17 protein-coding genes and 1 pseudogene are annotated in these 16948 nt (G+C 63.0%); 9 read left to right on the forward strand and 9 right to left on the reverse strand.

Annotated elements, in window-relative coordinates:
- From A2J01_RS25285 to A2J01_RS25305, 5 genes and pseudogenes are all read right to left on the reverse strand, one after another.
- A pseudogene (locus tag A2J01_RS25285) lies at positions 1–364 on the reverse strand (SagB family peptide dehydrogenase); the annotation flags it as partial.
- The gene (locus tag A2J01_RS25290; protein WP_064113842.1) at positions 361–1341 is read right to left on the reverse strand and encodes an ABC transporter substrate-binding protein; all 981 of its coding nucleotides are present in this window, start codon (positions 1339–1341) and stop codon (positions 361–363) included. The pseudogene A2J01_RS25285 and the gene A2J01_RS25290, both read right to left, overlap by 4 nt.
- Entirely contained in the window at positions 1338–2132 is a 795-nt protein-coding gene (locus A2J01_RS25295) for an ABC transporter ATP-binding protein (protein ID WP_042920629.1), read from the reverse strand. The genes A2J01_RS25290 and A2J01_RS25295 overlap by 4 nt, the downstream gene beginning before the upstream one ends.
- Complete coding sequence (locus A2J01_RS25300) at positions 2129–3196, reverse strand: FecCD family ABC transporter permease (RefSeq protein ID WP_042920630.1); 1068 nt, start codon at positions 3194–3196, stop codon at positions 2129–2131. The genes A2J01_RS25295 and A2J01_RS25300 overlap by 4 nt, the downstream gene beginning before the upstream one ends.
- Before the next feature lie 84 nt (positions 3197–3280).
- Positions 3281–4540: an MFS transporter gene (locus A2J01_RS25305; protein WP_042920631.1), complete on the reverse strand. Its 1260-nt coding sequence runs from the start codon at positions 4538–4540 to the stop codon at positions 3281–3283.
- A 92-nt stretch (positions 4541–4632) separates the two neighbouring features.
- Here A2J01_RS25305 and A2J01_RS25310 point away from each other — a divergent pair, with 92 nt between their 5' ends.
- The 5 genes from A2J01_RS25310 (at position 4633) to A2J01_RS25330 (ending at position 9777) form a co-directional block, all read left to right on the forward strand.
- The gene (locus A2J01_RS25310; RefSeq protein ID WP_003943543.1) at positions 4633–4821 is read left to right on the forward strand and encodes a streptamidine-related RiPP repeat protein; all 189 of its coding nucleotides are present in this window, start codon (positions 4633–4635) and stop codon (positions 4819–4821) included.
- Between the two features lie 94 nt (positions 4822–4915).
- On the forward strand, positions 4916–5728 hold the full coding sequence (locus A2J01_RS25315) for a hypothetical protein (RefSeq protein WP_058227369.1): 813 nt from the start codon (positions 4916–4918) through the stop codon (positions 5726–5728).
- Positions 5725–7155, forward strand: a complete 1431-nt coding sequence (locus A2J01_RS25320) for a CocE/NonD family hydrolase (RefSeq protein WP_064113843.1) — start codon at positions 5725–5727, stop codon at positions 7153–7155. Before A2J01_RS25315 ends, A2J01_RS25320 begins: the two co-directional genes overlap by 4 nt.
- Positions 7148–8488 carry a YcaO-like family protein gene (locus A2J01_RS25325; RefSeq protein ID WP_064113844.1) on the forward strand — a complete coding sequence of 447 codons (1341 nt, stop codon included), beginning with the start codon at positions 7148–7150 and terminating at the stop codon, positions 8486–8488. The genes A2J01_RS25320 and A2J01_RS25325 overlap by 8 nt, the downstream gene beginning before the upstream one ends.
- Positions 8485–9777 carry a YcaO-like family protein gene (locus A2J01_RS25330; RefSeq protein WP_064113845.1) on the forward strand — a complete coding sequence of 431 codons (1293 nt, stop codon included), beginning with the start codon at positions 8485–8487 and terminating at the stop codon, positions 9775–9777. The genes A2J01_RS25325 and A2J01_RS25330 overlap by 4 nt, the downstream gene beginning before the upstream one ends.
- On the opposite strand, the gene A2J01_RS25335 is transcribed toward A2J01_RS25330, so the two are convergent.
- Complete coding sequence (locus tag A2J01_RS25335; RefSeq protein ID WP_064113846.1) at positions 9724–10695, reverse strand: hypothetical protein; 972 nt, start codon at positions 10693–10695, stop codon at positions 9724–9726. The two genes, A2J01_RS25330 and A2J01_RS25335, sit on opposite strands and share 54 nt — an antisense overlap.
- A 51-nt stretch (positions 10696–10746) precedes the next feature.
- Between A2J01_RS25335 and A2J01_RS25340 the strand changes: the two genes are divergently transcribed.
- Complete coding sequence (locus tag A2J01_RS25340) at positions 10747–11373, forward strand: TetR/AcrR family transcriptional regulator (RefSeq protein ID WP_003943606.1); 627 nt, start codon at positions 10747–10749, stop codon at positions 11371–11373.
- 6 nt (positions 11374–11379) lie between these two features.
- Here A2J01_RS25340 and A2J01_RS25345 read toward each other — a convergent pair whose 3' ends face one another.
- From A2J01_RS25345 to A2J01_RS25355, 3 genes are all read right to left on the reverse strand, one after another.
- Complete coding sequence (locus tag A2J01_RS25345) at positions 11380–11820, reverse strand: PAS domain S-box protein (RefSeq protein WP_003943598.1); 441 nt, start codon at positions 11818–11820, stop codon at positions 11380–11382.
- 111 nt (positions 11821–11931) lie between these two features.
- Entirely contained in the window at positions 11932–12672 is a 741-nt protein-coding gene (locus tag A2J01_RS25350) for an ABC transporter ATP-binding protein (protein WP_003943539.1), read from the reverse strand.
- Entirely contained in the window at positions 12669–13715 is a 1047-nt protein-coding gene (locus A2J01_RS25355) for an ABC transporter permease (RefSeq protein WP_064113848.1), read from the reverse strand. The genes A2J01_RS25350 and A2J01_RS25355 overlap by 4 nt, the downstream gene beginning before the upstream one ends.
- Positions 13716–13829: 114 nt before the next feature.
- Here A2J01_RS25355 and A2J01_RS25360 point away from each other — a divergent pair, with 114 nt between their 5' ends.
- The 3 genes from A2J01_RS25360 to A2J01_RS25370 all read left to right on the forward strand — a co-directional run.
- Entirely contained in the window at positions 13830–15032 is a 1203-nt protein-coding gene (locus A2J01_RS25360) for a sensor histidine kinase (RefSeq protein WP_003943587.1), read from the forward strand.
- Entirely contained in the window at positions 15029–15646 is a 618-nt protein-coding gene (locus A2J01_RS25365) for a response regulator (RefSeq protein ID WP_003943536.1), read from the forward strand. The genes A2J01_RS25360 and A2J01_RS25365 overlap by 4 nt, the downstream gene beginning before the upstream one ends.
- A 92-nt stretch (positions 15647–15738) precedes the next feature.
- The coding region (locus tag A2J01_RS25370; protein ID WP_064113847.1) for an HNH endonuclease signature motif containing protein at positions 15739–16948 on the forward strand (1210 nt) is incomplete at its 3' end.

Here is a 16948-nt window from a genome sequence, read left to right on the forward strand (position 1 = left end):
CACGGCCTCGGGCATATCGGTATACCCCGGCTCCGAGCTCGTCTCCGGGTCGGCTGAGAACAAACGACAGCGTCAGTTCGCGCATCCCGCCCGCCGTCGGGCTGCTGACAAGGCTGTGGTGCAACACGTTTGACAGCTCGCCTGCTCGGAGTACCGTCTGTGCGGGGTCGTAGCGGCTCCGTCGTGCCTGCAAGACGTCCGCGAACCCGCAGGCCGGCAGTGGCGTCGCGGCCGGCAGTTCCACGGATTCACACGTCACCGGCGGCAGTGCGTGCTCGTCGAACGGTAGCTCCGACGGACTCACCGTCCGGTCCAACACTGCATGCAGCGATACGACGGCCTCGATTCGCTCGAGTGCGGTCACGAACCCGGGTGCAGCAGGCGAGACACCTCGCCGGCCCCGTCGATCGAGACCAACTCGCCGGCGAACCACGCCTCCGGAACGGCAAAGATCGCATTCGACGCCGCGGCGGGGGTTCCGGCAAATGCCGTCCGCGCAGCATCCAGGGTGGATTCCCGAGCCGACTCGGTGGAGTAGACGACGAGGACAGCCTTCGGCGACTTCGCGAGCACCGATTCCGTGGCTACCTGGCCGAAGTACTTTCCGTCGGGAAGGTCGTTCTCGAAAAGATTGCTTCCCCCGGCGGCCTCGAGCACACTGCTGTAGAGGCCCCTGGCCAGAGCATAGGACTGTCCCTCCGAAACCTGAACCATCACAGTGGGAACCGGCTCCTGCCCGGCGACAGATGCCTCGGTTGCTGCGAGGGACTTCTTGCCGTCGGCCAGGAGGGTTGCTGCCGCGTCACTAGTTCCGGTCAAGGCGCCGAGACCGTCGAGGTCGGACCAGACGTCGTCGATCCGCCCCTCGGTGACGGCCTTGTGGCAGTAGCCGCTGTTCACGAAGATCGGGATGCCGAGGTCACGCAATTCGTCCATGGTCTGCAATCGGTCACCGTCGAACCAGTATTCCCCGTCGGAGACGATCAGATCCGGACGGGCGTCGAGCAATGCTTCTTTCGCGGGAACTCCGGTGCTCAGTACCGGCACGGCCGCGAACTGATCAGCGAGTTCGGGGCTGGGAGGAGAGAGGTCGGTATTCGATTGTCCGACAATGCGGTCGGCGGCGCCGAGCTGAATGAGAAGTTCCGTCATCGACGGATACAGCGAGACAATCCGCTCCACCGTCTTGGGCACCGTGACCTCGCGATCACAATTGGTGACGGTGATCTTCTCGGACGACGACGCCGCCGAATCCGCCGTGGAGTTTCCGCATGCGGTCAGTACTGCGGTGGCGGTAACGGCCGAGCACAACAGCGCGGCAGTACGTATCGAGGATTTCAAGACACTGCTTCTTTCGTGTGTAGGAGCGGAGGGGCGAACGAAAGCAGGGGGCGCCCGGTCAACGGATGAGTGCCGAGATGCACCTGAACCCCGAATACTTCGGACAGCAGGTCCTCGGTGAGGACCTCGGCCGTTGGTCCTGTCGCGACAACTACCCCGCCGGAGAGCAGACAGACGTAGTCGCAATACGCTGCGGCCAAGGCGAGTTCATGGATCGCGACAATCGTCGTGGTACCGAGTTCGGCGACCAATTCCATCAATTCGAGTTGAGCACGGATGTCGAGGTGGTTGGTGGGCTCGTCCAGGACCAGCAGCGACGGTTGTTGAGCGATCGCCCGGGCCAACATCACACGCTGCTTTTCTCCGCCGGACAGTTCGGCGAAGAGACGTGATCCAAAGCCCTGCATGCCGGTTCGCACCAGTGCTGCGCTGACGATGTCTCGGTCGATCTCACCGAGTCGAGAGAACGCGCTGTGATGCGGCGTCCGACCCGTTGCAACCACCTCGCGGACACTGAACGAGAAATCGGATGAATGCTCCTGCCCCACAACACCGATGATGCGTGCCGCCGATCGAGGCGAGAGATCGTCCCAAACATTCACCTCGTCCACCTTCACGATTCCGCTTCGAGGCTTCATCGAGCGATACAACGCGCGCAGGAGGGAGGACTTTCCACTGCCGTTCGGTCCGACGAGTCCGACCACGCTTCCCTCGGGCGCTTCGAGGTCTACACCCGAAACCACGAGGCGTCCGCCCCGAACGACGTGAATTCCGCTGGCCGACAATCTCATGACTGCGCACCGCCGTCCCGTCGAAGCAACCAGAGGAAGAACGGTGCACCCAATCCGGCGGTGATGATCCCGAGTGGTAATTCGTTGGGCGCATCCAACATCCGAGCCGCAAGATCGACGATCACCAGGAAGGTGGCACCAACCAACGCGGTCGCGGGGAGCAGCTTGCCGTGATCGGAACCGACCAGAAGTCGTACGGCGTGCGGCACGAGCAGCCCCACGAAACCGATTCCCCCGGCGACGGATACGACAACCGCGGTCAGCAACGACGCGATCACCAGTAGTAGCAACCTGGTACGGCGCACGTCCACGCCGACCGATTGCGCGCTCTCGTCTCCCATGGCCAACGCGTTGAGTTGGCGCGATTGTGTCAACAGAATTGCCGCGCAGACGGTGATCACCGCGGCGGGCACACCTAGATCCGACCAACTGGCCCCGCTCACCGAGCCCAGCAACCAGAAGAGCACTCCCGAAAGCTGACTCGGATCGGCGCGCAACTGCACAAAACTTGTTGCAGCCGAGAGCAGATAGCCGATGGCAACTCCGGCCAGGACCATGCGCAGCGGGACGAGCATTCCCTCTCGCCGACCCAGTACGAGAACCGCGATCAGGGAAACCATGGCCCCCAGGAAGGCTGCCACCGGAACACCGATCGACAGGCCGGTGCCGATGCCGGTCGTCATGATCAGTACTGCACCGAAGGATGCTCCGGAACCCACGCCCAGAATGTACGGATCGGCAATCGGGTTGCGCACCAACGCTTGCAGCACGGCGCCGGCCAGCGACAGCCCGGCGCCCGCCAATGCCGCAATCAGAATGCGCGGTACCCGCAATCCCCACACGATCCGATCGAGCAACGGGTCGACCGGCGGACCGCCGACGTGTGCGTACAACACCGCGAACACGTCGGCAAAGGACACCGACGCGGCACCCGACCACACCGCGACGGTGGAGACCGCGACAAGCACAACCGCCGTGGCCAACAGAAACGGGACGTACCCGCGCTCGCCGACGGGATGTGGACGCGACGGCACTCGTGGTGCTGCCTCGCTGGTCAGCGTCATCGCACTCCTGAGTCGGTGGGGTTCGCAGTCATGAACAGGTGGATCTAACCATAACGACAGTCGTTTTCATTAATAGTCACATGCTCATTTGTGCGGATAAGGGTCGGTCCGCAGCGCGCTCGCCCACGCGAAGAGCGCCCCGACCAGCGCAAAGATGCACGCAACGAGGTAGGCGGTGCCGATGTCCCAGCGTCCTGCGATTGCCCCGGCAATCAAGGCGCCGACCGGCGAACCACCCCAGGCGACCATCCTCGCCGTGGTGTTCACGCGCCCCTGCAGACGATCCGGAGTCAGGCGCTGACGTGCACCGATGCCATTGAGGATGGTGACGGTCGCACAGCCGGAGTAGACGACGAGCGCCGTGATCGCGGCGCCGGTGTTGCCGGTTGTCGCAACGACGAACAGCACCACCGGGGCGATGGTCAGCGCCCCGACAGTGATCGCCCCGACCGGCCACTGCGCCGGTAGGCGTGGAAGCACGAGCGCCCCGACCACTCCACCCACGGAGACGGCCGTCCACACGGCGCCGATCATCGGACTCGACGTCGAAATCCCAAGCCTCTCGGATGCGTACACCACCAGGAGCGCCGTAACCGCACCCTGCGTCAGGGAATTGACGAAGCCGACGCCGGTCAAGGCTCGCAGAAGCGGCGACCGCCAGAGGAAGCTGAGGCCCTCGCGTATGTCACGCGCAATTCCGGTTCCCGACTTCTTCGGCGCCGCAGGAGTAATCGAAAACGAGGCTCCGATCGAGGCCATGGCCAGCCCGGCCAGTACGTAAGCCAGTGCATCAGCACCCAATGCGTAGGCCGGGCCGATCGAGGCCACAAGCACGCCGGCTATCGCCGGAAAGACAACATCGATCAGCGTGCTGGACGTCCACAGCGCGCTGTTGGCCGCCGGTATCCTCTGCCGACCGACCAGAGCAGGCAGCGCTCCGAAAGCAGCGGCGTCGAACCACACGAAACACGTTCCGATGCACATCGATACGCCGACGGCATGCCACGCCGTCAATACGCCGAGTGCCTGCGCCGCCGGAATACTCGCCAAAGCAAGTGCAGCTACGGCCTGCGCACACAGGATGACCGTCCGCCGGTTGACTCGGTCTGCCACGGCGCCGGCGAACAAGCCGAACACGAGATACGGCAGAACCGTCCCCGCAGCCGCGAGCGAGGTGAGAAACGGAGACCGGCTGATGTCGAACACCAGGATCGGCATGGCCACTCCGGTGACCGCCGCACCGGCTACGGCAATCGTACGAGCCGTGAAGAACAATCGAAACGATCTGTCCCGAAAGACATGTGGTTGCGCTTCGACGGATCCCGTCGTCGGGGTCTCGCTCATGTATGCACTCTCTTGTACCTGTTGCTCTCCGTGGCGATCTTTCGTACGGTGGCATCGTAATGGAAATGGTTTCCATTACGGAAGGGATGACAATGAGCAACATTTCGTTCGACAGCGTCTCCAACTCGGCTCCGGCCAATGCACTCCAGGGCGTCGGCACCAACGCTCTCGTCGACAACCCGTTTACCTTCGAGCCGGTTGCCGAGGCAACGTCCGCACACGCCCTGCAGGGTGTGGGCACCAACGCCCTCGTCGACAACCCGTTCAGCTTCCAGAGCTGAAACCTCCCCTGATCCAGACTGTTTCGACAGTCTGATCGGCCGATGACCCCGCCCGCATCCGACTCGTCGGGTGCGGGCACCGACAAGGAGATCCGTGTACGCCCTCGCCGACGGACACCAGCTGTATCCGACCCCGGACGGTGTTTGGCATTACCTGACACCGGACGAGAACGCGGTCACGATCGGCGCGCCGGCCGAAGACCTCGCGGAACTCGACAACTTTCTCAGGCGCTCTGGTTCGGTGCTCGGCCCGGGAGCTATCGAGATCGCCGACGCCCTCGTCTCTCGCGGCGTGCTGGTTGTTCCGGGTCAAGCGCCGGAGATTCCGGGTCCACAGCGTGTGCTGATGGACGGGATCGGACCCGTTGCCGATGCTTGCATCGCCCTGCTCTCCAAGGCTCTTCCGCATCTCGAGGTCGTATCCACCACTGCGCCAATCGAAGACGACGTTGCGTCGTCGGACCTCGTACTGTCGGTTGCCGGTGCTCCTCCTCACGACGAGTGGTCGGAACTCGATACCTGGTGCCGCCGAAACCAAACACCGTGGCAACGCGTCCACGCGGAGCTGGGTGAGATCTGCATCGGACCCTTCTTCGGCGGTATCGGCAGCGCAAGCTACCGGGACGTCTGCGGTCGACGGCTTGCCGCGTCGCGCGTCCCGGATCATCTGCGGGCACTGTGGAATCACCTCGCCGGCAGCGAACCTCGCCCGCTCGAACTTGAACCCACCGCAGCCGCAATGGCCAGTGCGCTTGCATGTTCGGACGTCGTGGCTGGTGTACATGGCGCACCGCCATCACACCTTCACCACCAGATCCGGATGAATCCGCGAACCCTCATGATGACTCGCCATCCCGTGCTACCTCTGCCGGGCGGCGTTCTCGAGCCTTCGCCGACGCTCCGGTGATCTCACTCGGAGTGAAGATCCCGGCGGCAGACGGTTCTTCGTTGGCTACGGATGTGCTTCTCCCACCGGATTCTTCACCGCGGGGACTGATCGTGATCCGCACCCCGTACGGGCGTGGATGGCATCTGGCGGAGGGGCTCGAATGGCGATCACGAGGAATTGCCTTCATCTGTCAGGACGTACGTGGACGGCACGATTCCACCGGATCTTGGGTACCGTACGTCCACGAGCGCGAGGACAGCGCCGCCCTTGCCGAGTGGCTGCAGGATCAGCCGTGGACACCGGAGTGCGTCATCGCAAGCGGGGCTTCGTATGCGGCCGGAACCGCCTGGGCATTTGCTGCCGAGACCAACAGCGCCGATCGGTCATTTCGTGTAGACGGCGTCGTCTCCAAGGTGCCGACCATCGGAAGCGACCGCGTCAAACGTGATCCCTCGGGGATACTTCTCCTCGCCGAGCATCTGGCGTGGTGGGGCGAGCACGGAGATTCGTCTTCCTCTCGTGAGGGTTTCATCCCTGAACTGATGCGTTCGGATTCGTCTTTGCTGGAACATCTCCCGGTGCAGTCGATGATCGAGGAGGTCGGCCTGACCTCCGATTCACCGGGCTGGTTGACGCCGATCCTTCGCGCTCGTAAACGCGAAGACTTCGGTGGCGATGATCTGGTGTCCGCGGACGAACTCTCCGAACTCGACATCGCCGGGCTGCACATCGGCGGTTGGGACGATGCGATGATTCGGGAGACACTGCGGCACTTCACGTCCGTGGGGCGCGGGCCGCAGAGTTTGATCGTGGGCCCCTGGGCGCACGACCTCCGCCCTGGAAGGGTCGGCGAGACAAGTTTCGGCCGCCTTCAGGTCGAGTGGATGGAATCGGTATTCGCTGCGCGGCCCCTGACCATCAATCGGGTATTCGACCGGGGTGTCGGCGAATGGTCGACCGAACCGTTTGTCACGGGTGCGAATCGCGTTCATCTCGAACCAGAGCGGAAGGATGCGGCCTACAGCTTCCTGTATGACGCCTCACGGGACCGAAACAACTGTGTTGTCTTGACTTTCGATATCAAGCACGACTCCGTACTCTCCGGAACACCATCGGTGGAGCTGAAAGTGCATTCACCCGAGGGCGAAGCCGATTGGATCGCCGAACTGAGCGTCGTAGATCCCGCTGGAGTTACCAGATCGATCGCACGTGGCGCGGGTGTCAGCCTGCAGCCGACGATGGTGACCATCGATCTGGATCCCGTGTTGCACACTGTGCGCGCGGGTGATGTCTTGTCGCTGCGGATCGCCGGCTCGGACTTCCCCCGCCTCGCACGCAATCTCGGAGACGGTGATCGCTATCGAGGAACACGCAGTACCGCACTGCACCAATCATTTTCCGGGTCGTTGACCCTGCCGATACTCGGAGGAACTGACGGTGGATGACTTGCTGGTCGACGCCCGGAGCGGCGTGCTGACCTCACTGGAACCACACATTCGCTCGGACATGCCGACGGGCTGGGTCGGTTGGGCCGCGAGGGTGGCCGACACCAGAAACTTCGGCGGCAGCGGTTCACTGTTTCGCGCGGACCCTTACGGATTCGGGGCTTCGATACGCAACGATGCAGCGGCCCGCGGGGCGGCAACCGGTGAGGCCGTCGAAAGATATTGCGGCAACATGGTCCCCGAGGATCTGGTCCGCAGCAGTGCATCAGCGCTGGAACTGGCCGGCTCACGGGTCGTCGATCCGGCGAAATTTGCGTTGTACAGCGAGGATCAGTACCGCCTTCCCGGATTCCCCTTTGTTCCCTTCACCTCTGATCTGAACATTCGCTGGGCATTGGGTCACACCATGGACGAAAAGGTGCCCACCTACGTGCCTGCGGCCCTGACTTATCTCGGGTACTACACAGGCACCCGTCGCTGCGAGCCACCGATCGCGTCGTTGCAGTACGCCGGAATCGCAGCGGGACGCTCACGCGACGAGGCCGAGATGTCAGCTCTGCTGGAACTTCTCGAACGCGATGCCACCGCGCTGTGGTGGTGCGGGGACCGGTCACAGCCGGCGATCGAGCTTTCCGACTGGGAGCGGTTGCCTGCGCACCGCCAACTCGGGGATCTGGAGAGCCAGACCCGGAGCGTTCGAGTGCTGCTGCTTCCCTCCCCCTTCGGCATTCCCGTCGCCGCAGCGTGGATCCGCGATGACCGACGTGGACTGGTCGCGCTGGGCACAGCTTGTCGACCGACGGTGGAGGCGGCAGTCTCAAAGGCGCTTGTCGAGGCGTATGCCGGACTTGCCATCACGATCGACCTCGCCGACCCCGACGGGCCGACCTGGCGCAGCGTGGCGGACGGAACGCTGCCGGCGCACCTGTACAAACCCTTTCGGGCCGACCGTCGTTACCGGGACGAGTTCGATCCGCAATGGAAAGACATCGTCGATCTGCCGACCGTCGCCCAACTCTATCTCGATCCCGTGATGGCCCTGGCCGCAGAGGAACATCTCTTCGACTACACCGAAACACTCTCGGTATCAGAGATTCCCGACGAAGCGCCGTTGGATCTGGCTTCTCTCGTAGCGCTTCTGATGTCACGGGGACACCAGCCGATTTCCGTCGATCTCACCACCGGCGACATCTCGATTGCCGGGTTGCACGTCGTCCGCATCCTGACTCCGGGCCTGTACAACAACGCCCCAGCAGCTTTTCCCCTTCTTGGAGGTAGCAGATTGACCAGCGCATCGACCACCCATCTGCATCTGCCGGTCCCCCTCGCATGACATCTTCGCTCGTCGACCGCCGAACTGGGATCATTCGAGAGTTGGTCGACGCCGTTGTTCCCCAGCACTTTCCGCCCGAGTTCAAGCTGATTCACTCGTATGTCAGTGATTCAGCACGCTTTTCACCCTGGTCCAGTGACTCGGCCGGCGCCGGATATTGCTTCGATCTGGGTGACCGTGCGCGGCCTACCGCAGCTGCGATAGGCGAAGCGGTGGAACGGTATTGCGGCAACATCGTCGCCAAACCGATCGTCCGCGGGTCGGCCGAAGCGTTGATCGGAGCAAGCATCGACCTGTCACAACTCGCGCGTTTCGACACTGCCCAGTACGCGCGGCCACAGTTCCCGTTCGTCGAACCAACCGACGATCTGGAGATGGACTGGACTCGCGGAGCCGACCTGATCACGGGTTCGGATATCTGGGTACCGGCCGAACTCGTCTGGGGTTCGTATCCTCATTTCGTCGCCCGGACGGGTCCGGCGATCTCTCCGGTGGCTCAGGCGGGTCTCGCCGCCGGACCCTCGGTGAAGTTCGCAATCGACAATGCCTTGCGCGAGATAGTCGAACGAGACGCGATGACGTTGTCCTGGAACGGAAGACGCGGCGTTCGGATCGTCACCGGCATTCCCGAGGTGCTTCGGCGACTGGGGAATCACGGCACCCTCTCGACCAGGTGGTTGTCATTCGACAGCGATTTCGGGATCCCGGTGCTCGGCGCCCTCGTCCACGACGGACTCACCGGATACTCGACCATCGGTACCGCCTGCCACGAAGAAGCGCAGACGGCTGCGTTCAAGTCACTCGGCGAAGCGCTTCAGCTGCAGCTGCTTTCCGCCGACTACGACAACCCGCAGAGCGGCATCGGTCGAGCCGCGGCCTCCCCGACCAGTCCGCTTGCGCCTTGGCGAGCTGACCGAAGCTATGCAGGCGCCTACCGATCGGATTTTGCCGACGTGATGGACTACGGATGCCACTTGCAACTTCACCTGGACCCGAAGATCCAAGCACGATTCGAGAGTGAGCTGGTCGGTGCCGTCGTCGGCGAGGTGGGACTCGACTCTCTGACATCAGCCGCCGGCACCGAAAGCGCTCTGACGGCAGCCGGTTTCCGGCCGGCATGGGTCGATCTCACCACAACTGATGTTCTCCACGCCGGCCTGCACGTCGTCCGCGTCGTCGTACCCGGTTGTCTCACCAATGCGGCCGCCGGATTGCCGTTTCTCGGCTCGCCCCGACTAGTGGACAGTCTTGCCGGACGATCGGCTCGCACCATCCCATTGCCGCACTGACAGTTCGGGAACCGCCGCTTGCAACGACTCGGTGGTTTCCACCGCGTGGAACCACGTCGGCTTCGAGATCGCGGCATCCCGAATCACCTGCACGGCGCGCGCGGCGATAGCTGCCGTCGCGACCGACTGGCTACGCCCCGAAACCCACAGCGCCGGGCCGGTATCCGCTCGGGCCATCGCTACCCAACGATCCGAGCCCCACAGCTTCTTCGGCACGACCTTCTGTAGCGCGGGTGCCCACGTCATGGCCGCAAGTCCGAGCGTCGCGGTGGACGTGTCCAATCGCAGGTACGTCCTGACCGGAACACCGAGGTCTCGCGTCAACGCATGCTGGTCCGAAAAGTCGGCCCGCACAGCAGGACCGGTGCGGTAGCCGGTCGCATCGGCCGGTATTCGAAACGTCTTCATCCCGGTGTAGTTGCGGACCGATCGTCCGTCGGGATCAGGAAACCTCGTGCCCAACATCCCGTACGTCCACGCCGTTGCGGCCGGCCCGTGTAGTTCTCCACCGCCGAGGCCGATCAGGATGTCCACGGGTCCGTCGCCGAGTCGATGCGCCTCGGCGGCAAGGACACTGGTCAATCCCGGCGCCAACCCGACGCCCATGAGAACGGGTCCGTCGACCGCTTCCAATTCTTCGCAGTAGCTCGAGGTCGCCGTGATGTCGACGAATGCCGCCCCACCGCGTACCGCTTCGTCGGCCAGGCGAACATCCTCGAAACCCGACGCATTCACCACGACATCGAAGTCTCGAACCACAGTCGAATACGCGCCTGGTTCTTTAAGATCAACGACGACGTCCGCGCGGGCAGGGTCACGGCCGGCGGAGTACGCGGAGATTTCGGGGACCTTCGCGAGTTGTTTCATCAGGGGAATCCCGACGGCACCGTAGCCACCGAGTACAAGAACCTTCGTCATTACTTCGCCTCCCGAGTCGCTAGAGTTCGACTCTAGAGTTAGACTCTAATCATGACTGAGGTTCTTCGGGAAGACACGTCGGCGCGGCGCAAGATCATCGAGGCAGCGCGTGAGGTTTTTGTCGATCCCGGCTACGCGGCCGCCACGATCAAGCAGCTTGCCGCGGCGGCGGGCGTGTCGGTGCAGAGTGTCTATTTCGTGTTCGGCAACAAGCCGAGCGTGCTGTCAGCACTGCTCGACGTGGCCGTTGCGGGCGACGAGGAAAAGACGGCAACTCTCGACCGTCCGTGGGTGGCGGCAGCACTCGGCGCCCCACATCCACTCGGGCAACTCCGGATTCAGGTTCACCACGGACGGCTCATTCTGGAACGCACCGCAGACATCCTGCTGGCACTGCGGGCCGCCGCTTCCGCCGACGAGGACGCCGCCCGTCTGTGGCAAATCAACCGCACTCAGAGACGCACGGTGCAGGAACATCTGATGGTCGGCATCGTCGAAAAAGCGCCAACCGTCGACCTCGAAACAGCCGTGAACGTCGCACTCACGCTGCTCAGTCCCGAGACCTACACAGACCTCGTGGTCGGCGCGGGTTGGACCGGCCAACAGTACGAAGAATGGGTGGTCAACACCCTTGCCGCCACCCTCGGCCTGGACCGAACCGTCAAATCCCGGAAGTAGCTGGGATTACTTGGTGGGCTTGTCGTCGATGTGCCGTGGGTTGTTCCACAGGCGCTCTGTCAGATCGTGGAGGACGGCAAGGGTGATCGTGTCGTCGTCCCGTCGGAGCAGAGACTGGCTGACCGTCGCGCGCACCAACGTGGAGTCGGAGTGCACGAACTCCTTGACCGAGCCCGGCTCGGAACTCAGTTCACGATGGGCCTGCTCTGCACTGACGTCGTCGGCATCCTTGTCGTAGAGGATGTCCTGCAAACGCAACGCCGAGACGGCCTTCTTGGGATATCCCAGCATGTCAGCGAAGGACGGATTGGCAAAAACGATGCTGCCGTCGCGGTGAACGGCCATGACCGGCACCGGAAGCCTGTCGAGGAGAATCAGGGCAGGCATCTGCTCCAGATCCGCAATCGGCGATTGTGGCGGCTGCGCAACGTTGCGGCGGCGTTCCATAACACGTCCTCTCAAGTTGCCCGAGTCGACAACAGTCTAACTGCCCAGCAAATCGCGGGTTGACTTCCCGCCCGGATGCAGTGACGAATGCCCGAATCGTGCCCGCCTGAGTCACGCCGCGAGCGCCTCCTGATCCTCCGCCAAGGAACCGTCAACAACACGATAGACAGTATCCATCCGAGACAGGTGACTTCGGTCGTGTGTCACGAGAAGGGTTGCCGCCTCGCGTTCCCGCACCACCCCGATGATCAGATCCATGACAGCGGCACCGCGCTCCTGATCGAGCGCACTCGTGGGCTCGTCGACCACGAGAAGCTGCGGATCGTTCATCAATGCTCGCGCAAGATTGACGCGCTGTCGCTGTCCGCCCGACAGCTGGGACGGCCGTTTTCCGCTCTGATCCGCGAGCCCGACAGCGTCCAGCAAATCCATCGCTTTTGATTTCACGGCCTTGCGACGGGCCCGTGACGTGAACACGGACTGCCCCAGATGCGCCATCACCTCGAGCTGCTCCAGTGCAGTCAGCGAAGACACGAGGTTCGACTGTTGGAAGACGATGCCGATCGACGAGCGTCGCAGCTCCGACGCCGCCCGCCGACTCAGCGCAGCGATGTCGGTGCTGCCTTCCGGCGTCCGGAGATAGACGTGCCCGGAATCCGGACGGATCAGCGTCGACGCCACCGCCAACAGGCTGGACTTGCCCGAACCCGAGGGCCCGGTGATCGCGGCGATCTCGCCGCGGTGCAGTCGCAGAGACACGTCGTCCAGCGCCGTCACCCGCGATTGCCCATCGGGAAACGTCAGATCGACGTTCTGGATGTCGAGAACTGTGGTGCCGGTTGTCATGGTCATCGTGCGCTCCCCAATGCTGTGAGTGGATCGGGGGTCGAGAGGAATCGAAGTGCAAAGGCCGCGCCGAGCAGACCGAGCCCGATCAATGCCACGGCAGGTACGACGGTGGTGGATGCGTCCAGGACAAACGGCATGGCGTCACCGATCAGCGATCCGGCCACGGCCGTCAGCCCGATTCCGACGGTGACACCGGCAATCAGAACGATGAGCGCCTGACCCAGTGCGTCGCGCACCAGCGAACCGGTAGTCGCACCGAGCGCTTTCAGCGTCGCGATGTCCGGAGTTCGCTGGATCGTCCACACCGTGAAGAACGCACCGATCACCAAGGCTGAGATCGCGAACAACATGAGCGTCATCAACGTCAACGACCCGTTCTCCGACTTGTACGAACCGATCGCGTCGAGCGAACCGCTGACCGTCGTCGACGTCGTCGCAGCCGCCTTGTCCGTTGCGGAAGCGTCGGAGGCTCCGGTGACAGCCAGTACTGTCGCAACTCCGCCGCGTGGATTGGCCGCCTGCCAGTCGTCGAGCGTCATCCAGACGACGGGCGAATGGCTGTACCAGTCGTCACCGCGAACGGCGCTGACGGTGAACTGCTGCGTACCGACACTCACCTGATCGCCGGCGCCCGCCCCCAGATCGCGGGCGGCACCTTCGCTCAACACCACCGTGCCTGACGCCGGCGGCGTCACGTCACCGAAACCGCCATCAGCGCCGAACAGGGCCACCGACTTCTGATTTCCGTCGGCCAATCCCGCTTTCCCGCGACCGATTCCGATGGGATCGACGTCCTTCGACGTGGAGGTCCAAGCGTTGACCTGGTCCTGCGTGAGCGCCGACTCGTCGAACGACGCCCCGGCTCCGGTGTCGGCGAACACCACCGTGTCGGCATTCATGGCCTCGATGGCCGACACGTTCTGATGGCGAAGTCCTGCAGTCAACCCGCTGAGAAAACTGACCAGAAGTGCAACCAACAGAACCACGACGGAGATCAGCGCGAAACGACCTCGCGCTGCCCGTAAGTCCCTCATTGCGACAAACACTGTGAATTCCTTTCCTGTGCTTGCCTCTACGCTCTCGCGGATGCAGACTCTTTCCATCGCACCTCGGATCGACATTCCAGCGCTCGAAAGAACCATCCCGGTTTACAACTTTTGATGGATGAACCAGGCCCGAACCTCGCTAAGCTGGGCGAGATGCACCGATCTCCGCTCACGCCTGTCTTCGCCGGCCTACAACTGGGCCTGCATGTCCTTGTCATGGCGCTGGCCGGTGTGGTGTTTCTTCGAGCGCTGATCGACGAATCCGACCTGACCGCAACAATCATCGCGTTGGCCGTGATCTTCGTTGCCGTCTATCTTTTCGGGGTCGCCAAAAGGCTGCGCGGCAACGCTGCCCGCTGGTGGCTGGCCGTGCTGACCCTCGTCTGGATCGCGACGATGGCGGTATCCGCCGACGCCGCCTACCTCGCGTTCGGACTCTTCTTCCTCTATCTCCATATTCTGCGACGCCCCTGGAGTCTTCTCGCCGTCACCGCGGCAACGGCTGTCGCCGTGGTCGGCACCGGCCTGCATCGTGGATGGACGATTGCCGGCGCCGTCGGCCCGATCATCGGCGCTGCCGTAGCGGTTGCAATCGGCCTCGGATATCAAGCGCTGTACCGCGAGGCAGCCGAGCGCGGTCGTCTCATCGACGAGTTGATGAATACTCGTGAAGAATTGGCGTCGACGTCCCGCGATGCCGGAAAATTCGCGGAACGTGAAAGACTCGCCGCCGAGATTCACGACACCGTGGCCCAAGGACTTTCGAGCATCCAGATGCTCCTTCACGCTGCCGAACGCGCCGATCCGGACAGCCCGGCCATCCGTCAGATCAGCCTCGCACGGGAAACTGCCGCGGACAGTCTTGCCGAAACCCGCCAACTCATCGCCGAATTGACACCCGCGGCCTTGGACGGTCAGTCGCTCGCCGACGCGCTTCGTCGAATCTGCGAACGCGCGAGCAGTCCTGAACTGGAAGCGCGCTCCGTGGTCGAAGGCGAGGCAGTCCGGCTACCGATGCCCCTCGAAGCAACATTGGTACGCATCGCTCAGGGCGCGGTGTCCAATGTTCTCCGCCATGCGGATGCAACCAGAATGGCTGTGACACTGACCTATTCCGACGACACCGTCAGCCTCGACGTGGTCGACAACGGTCGCGGCTTCGACGTGGCAGTTCTCGAACGTGGCCCGGCGGAATCTTTCGGCCTCAATGCAATTCGCCGGCGCGTCGAACTGCAGGGCGGGACTTTCTCCATCGAGTCCGAGCCGGGACACACGGCCGTCGCAGTGACGTTTCCTCTCGAAGTCGGCGAACCGTGATCCGCCTGCTGCTCGCCGACGATCACGCGATCGTGCGCGCCGGGTTACGAGCGCTGCTCGAAAGCGAAGCCGACATCGAGGTAGTCGGCGAAGCGGGCACCGCCGAGGAAGCCATAGCCTTCTGCGCCACCACGCCGGTCGACCTCGTGCTCATGGACCTGCGATTCGGCCCCGGGAAGACGGGCGTCGACGCCACCCGCGCGGTGTGCGCGCTGCCGAATCCGCCGCACGTACTCGTCGTGACCAACTACGACACGGATGCAGACATCTTGAGCGCTGTCGAGGCCGGGGCCAGCGGGTACCTACTCAAGGACACACCACCGGTCGAGTTGCTGTCAGCCGTCCGCGCCGCTGCGAGCGGGGACAGCGTTCTCTCCCCCGCCATCGCGTCGAAGCTCATGACTCGGGTACGCAAACCCGAAACCAGCCTCAGTCCAAGGGAAATCGAAGTTCTGAAGTTGGTGGCGGCGGGTCGCTCCAACCGAGAGATCGGCAAAGAACTGTTCCTGAGTGAGACCACGGTCAAATCGCATCTGGTTCACATCTTCGGCAAGTTGGGAGTGAAGTCGCGGACGTCGGCGGTAGCTCGTGCGCGCGAGTTGGGTTCAATCTGACATTTGCCCGAATTGTCGAAAGTAGCTGGACAGCAGCAATTTTCGCCTGCGATTCTCTTGCTTTCGAAACTTTGTTCGATTAAACTTTGAGCATGGACAGTCGGGATGCGTGGCAACTGGATGGCGAGGACCTCAAGGGGGAGGTTCTGGATCTGGTGCGTGTCCGGCACGAGTTGCAGTCGCGGATGGTGTTGCTGATCGTGGAGATGTTTTCCCGTGAGGTTCTCGGTGGGAAGGGTTTTCGGGCGATCGCGCAGTGGTTGCATGGTTCGACGAATCTGGAGATCGGTGAGTGCAGTCTGTTGGTCGGGTTGGCGCGGTTGTTGATGCTCGAACCGGTTGTCGCGGATGCGTTTCATCGTGGTGACGTGGATGCGTTGAAAGCCCGTCAGGTGGCGTCGTTTTGTCAGCATCCGCCGAAGAACATGACGCCGGCGGATGTGGACAAGGCCCGCGGGATTCTGCTTGGCCTGGCGTCGAAGAACATTGCCGATTGTGATGCGGTGCGGGCGGCGATCCGCCGGATCGAGAAGCAGTACGGCAAACGCGAGGACGGCGTTCCGGTCGGTGAGGATTCGGAGCGTAACGAGTTCTACGCGTCGAAAGGTTTGTACGGGCGCGTGTCGGTGAAGGGCGATCTGGATGCGGTGAACGGGGCCCGGTTGATCACGTTGTTGTCGAGTCTGTCGGCTCCGACGCCGGAGAAGGACGGCGTGAAGGACACCCGTACGCCGGCGCTACGGCGGGCGGACGGGTTTTGCGAACTACTGCGGCGGTACGAGCGGGCGGGGTTGGGTCCGATCGAGGGCGGGGTGAAACCGCACATCACGGTGACTGCGTCGGCGAAAGACATGACGGACCTCAAAGCCTTGAAGGATCTACTGCCGTCGACTCAGGAACTGGGTTTCGCGTGGGCGGATTGGGTGGGCCCGATCAGTATCGATACCGCCCGGATGTTGGCGTGCGACTGCACGGTCACGCGAATTTTGTTGGATGAGAATGGTGTTCCGCTCGACTGCGGTAAGGAAGCGAGAACAGCGACGGTGCCGCAGAGGCGGGCGTTGGCGGTTCGTGATGGTGGGTGTGCGTTTCCGGGGTGCGGGACACCGTCGGGGTGGTGCGATGCCCACCATATTGTTCACTGGAACGATGGCGGCCCAACGGATCTCGACAATCTGATCTTGTTGTGCGGTCATCACCACCGGACGCTGCACCACACGGAGTGGCGGGTGGAGATCGGTCCCGACCGAAAAACAGTGTTCTACCCACCCATGTCGATCGATCCGTATCAACAGCCGATCG

It is taken from the genome of Rhodococcus sp. EPR-134, assembly GCF_001647205.1.
Classification (GTDB): Bacteria; Actinomycetota; Actinomycetes; order Mycobacteriales; family Mycobacteriaceae; genus Rhodococcus_F; species Rhodococcus_F qingshengii.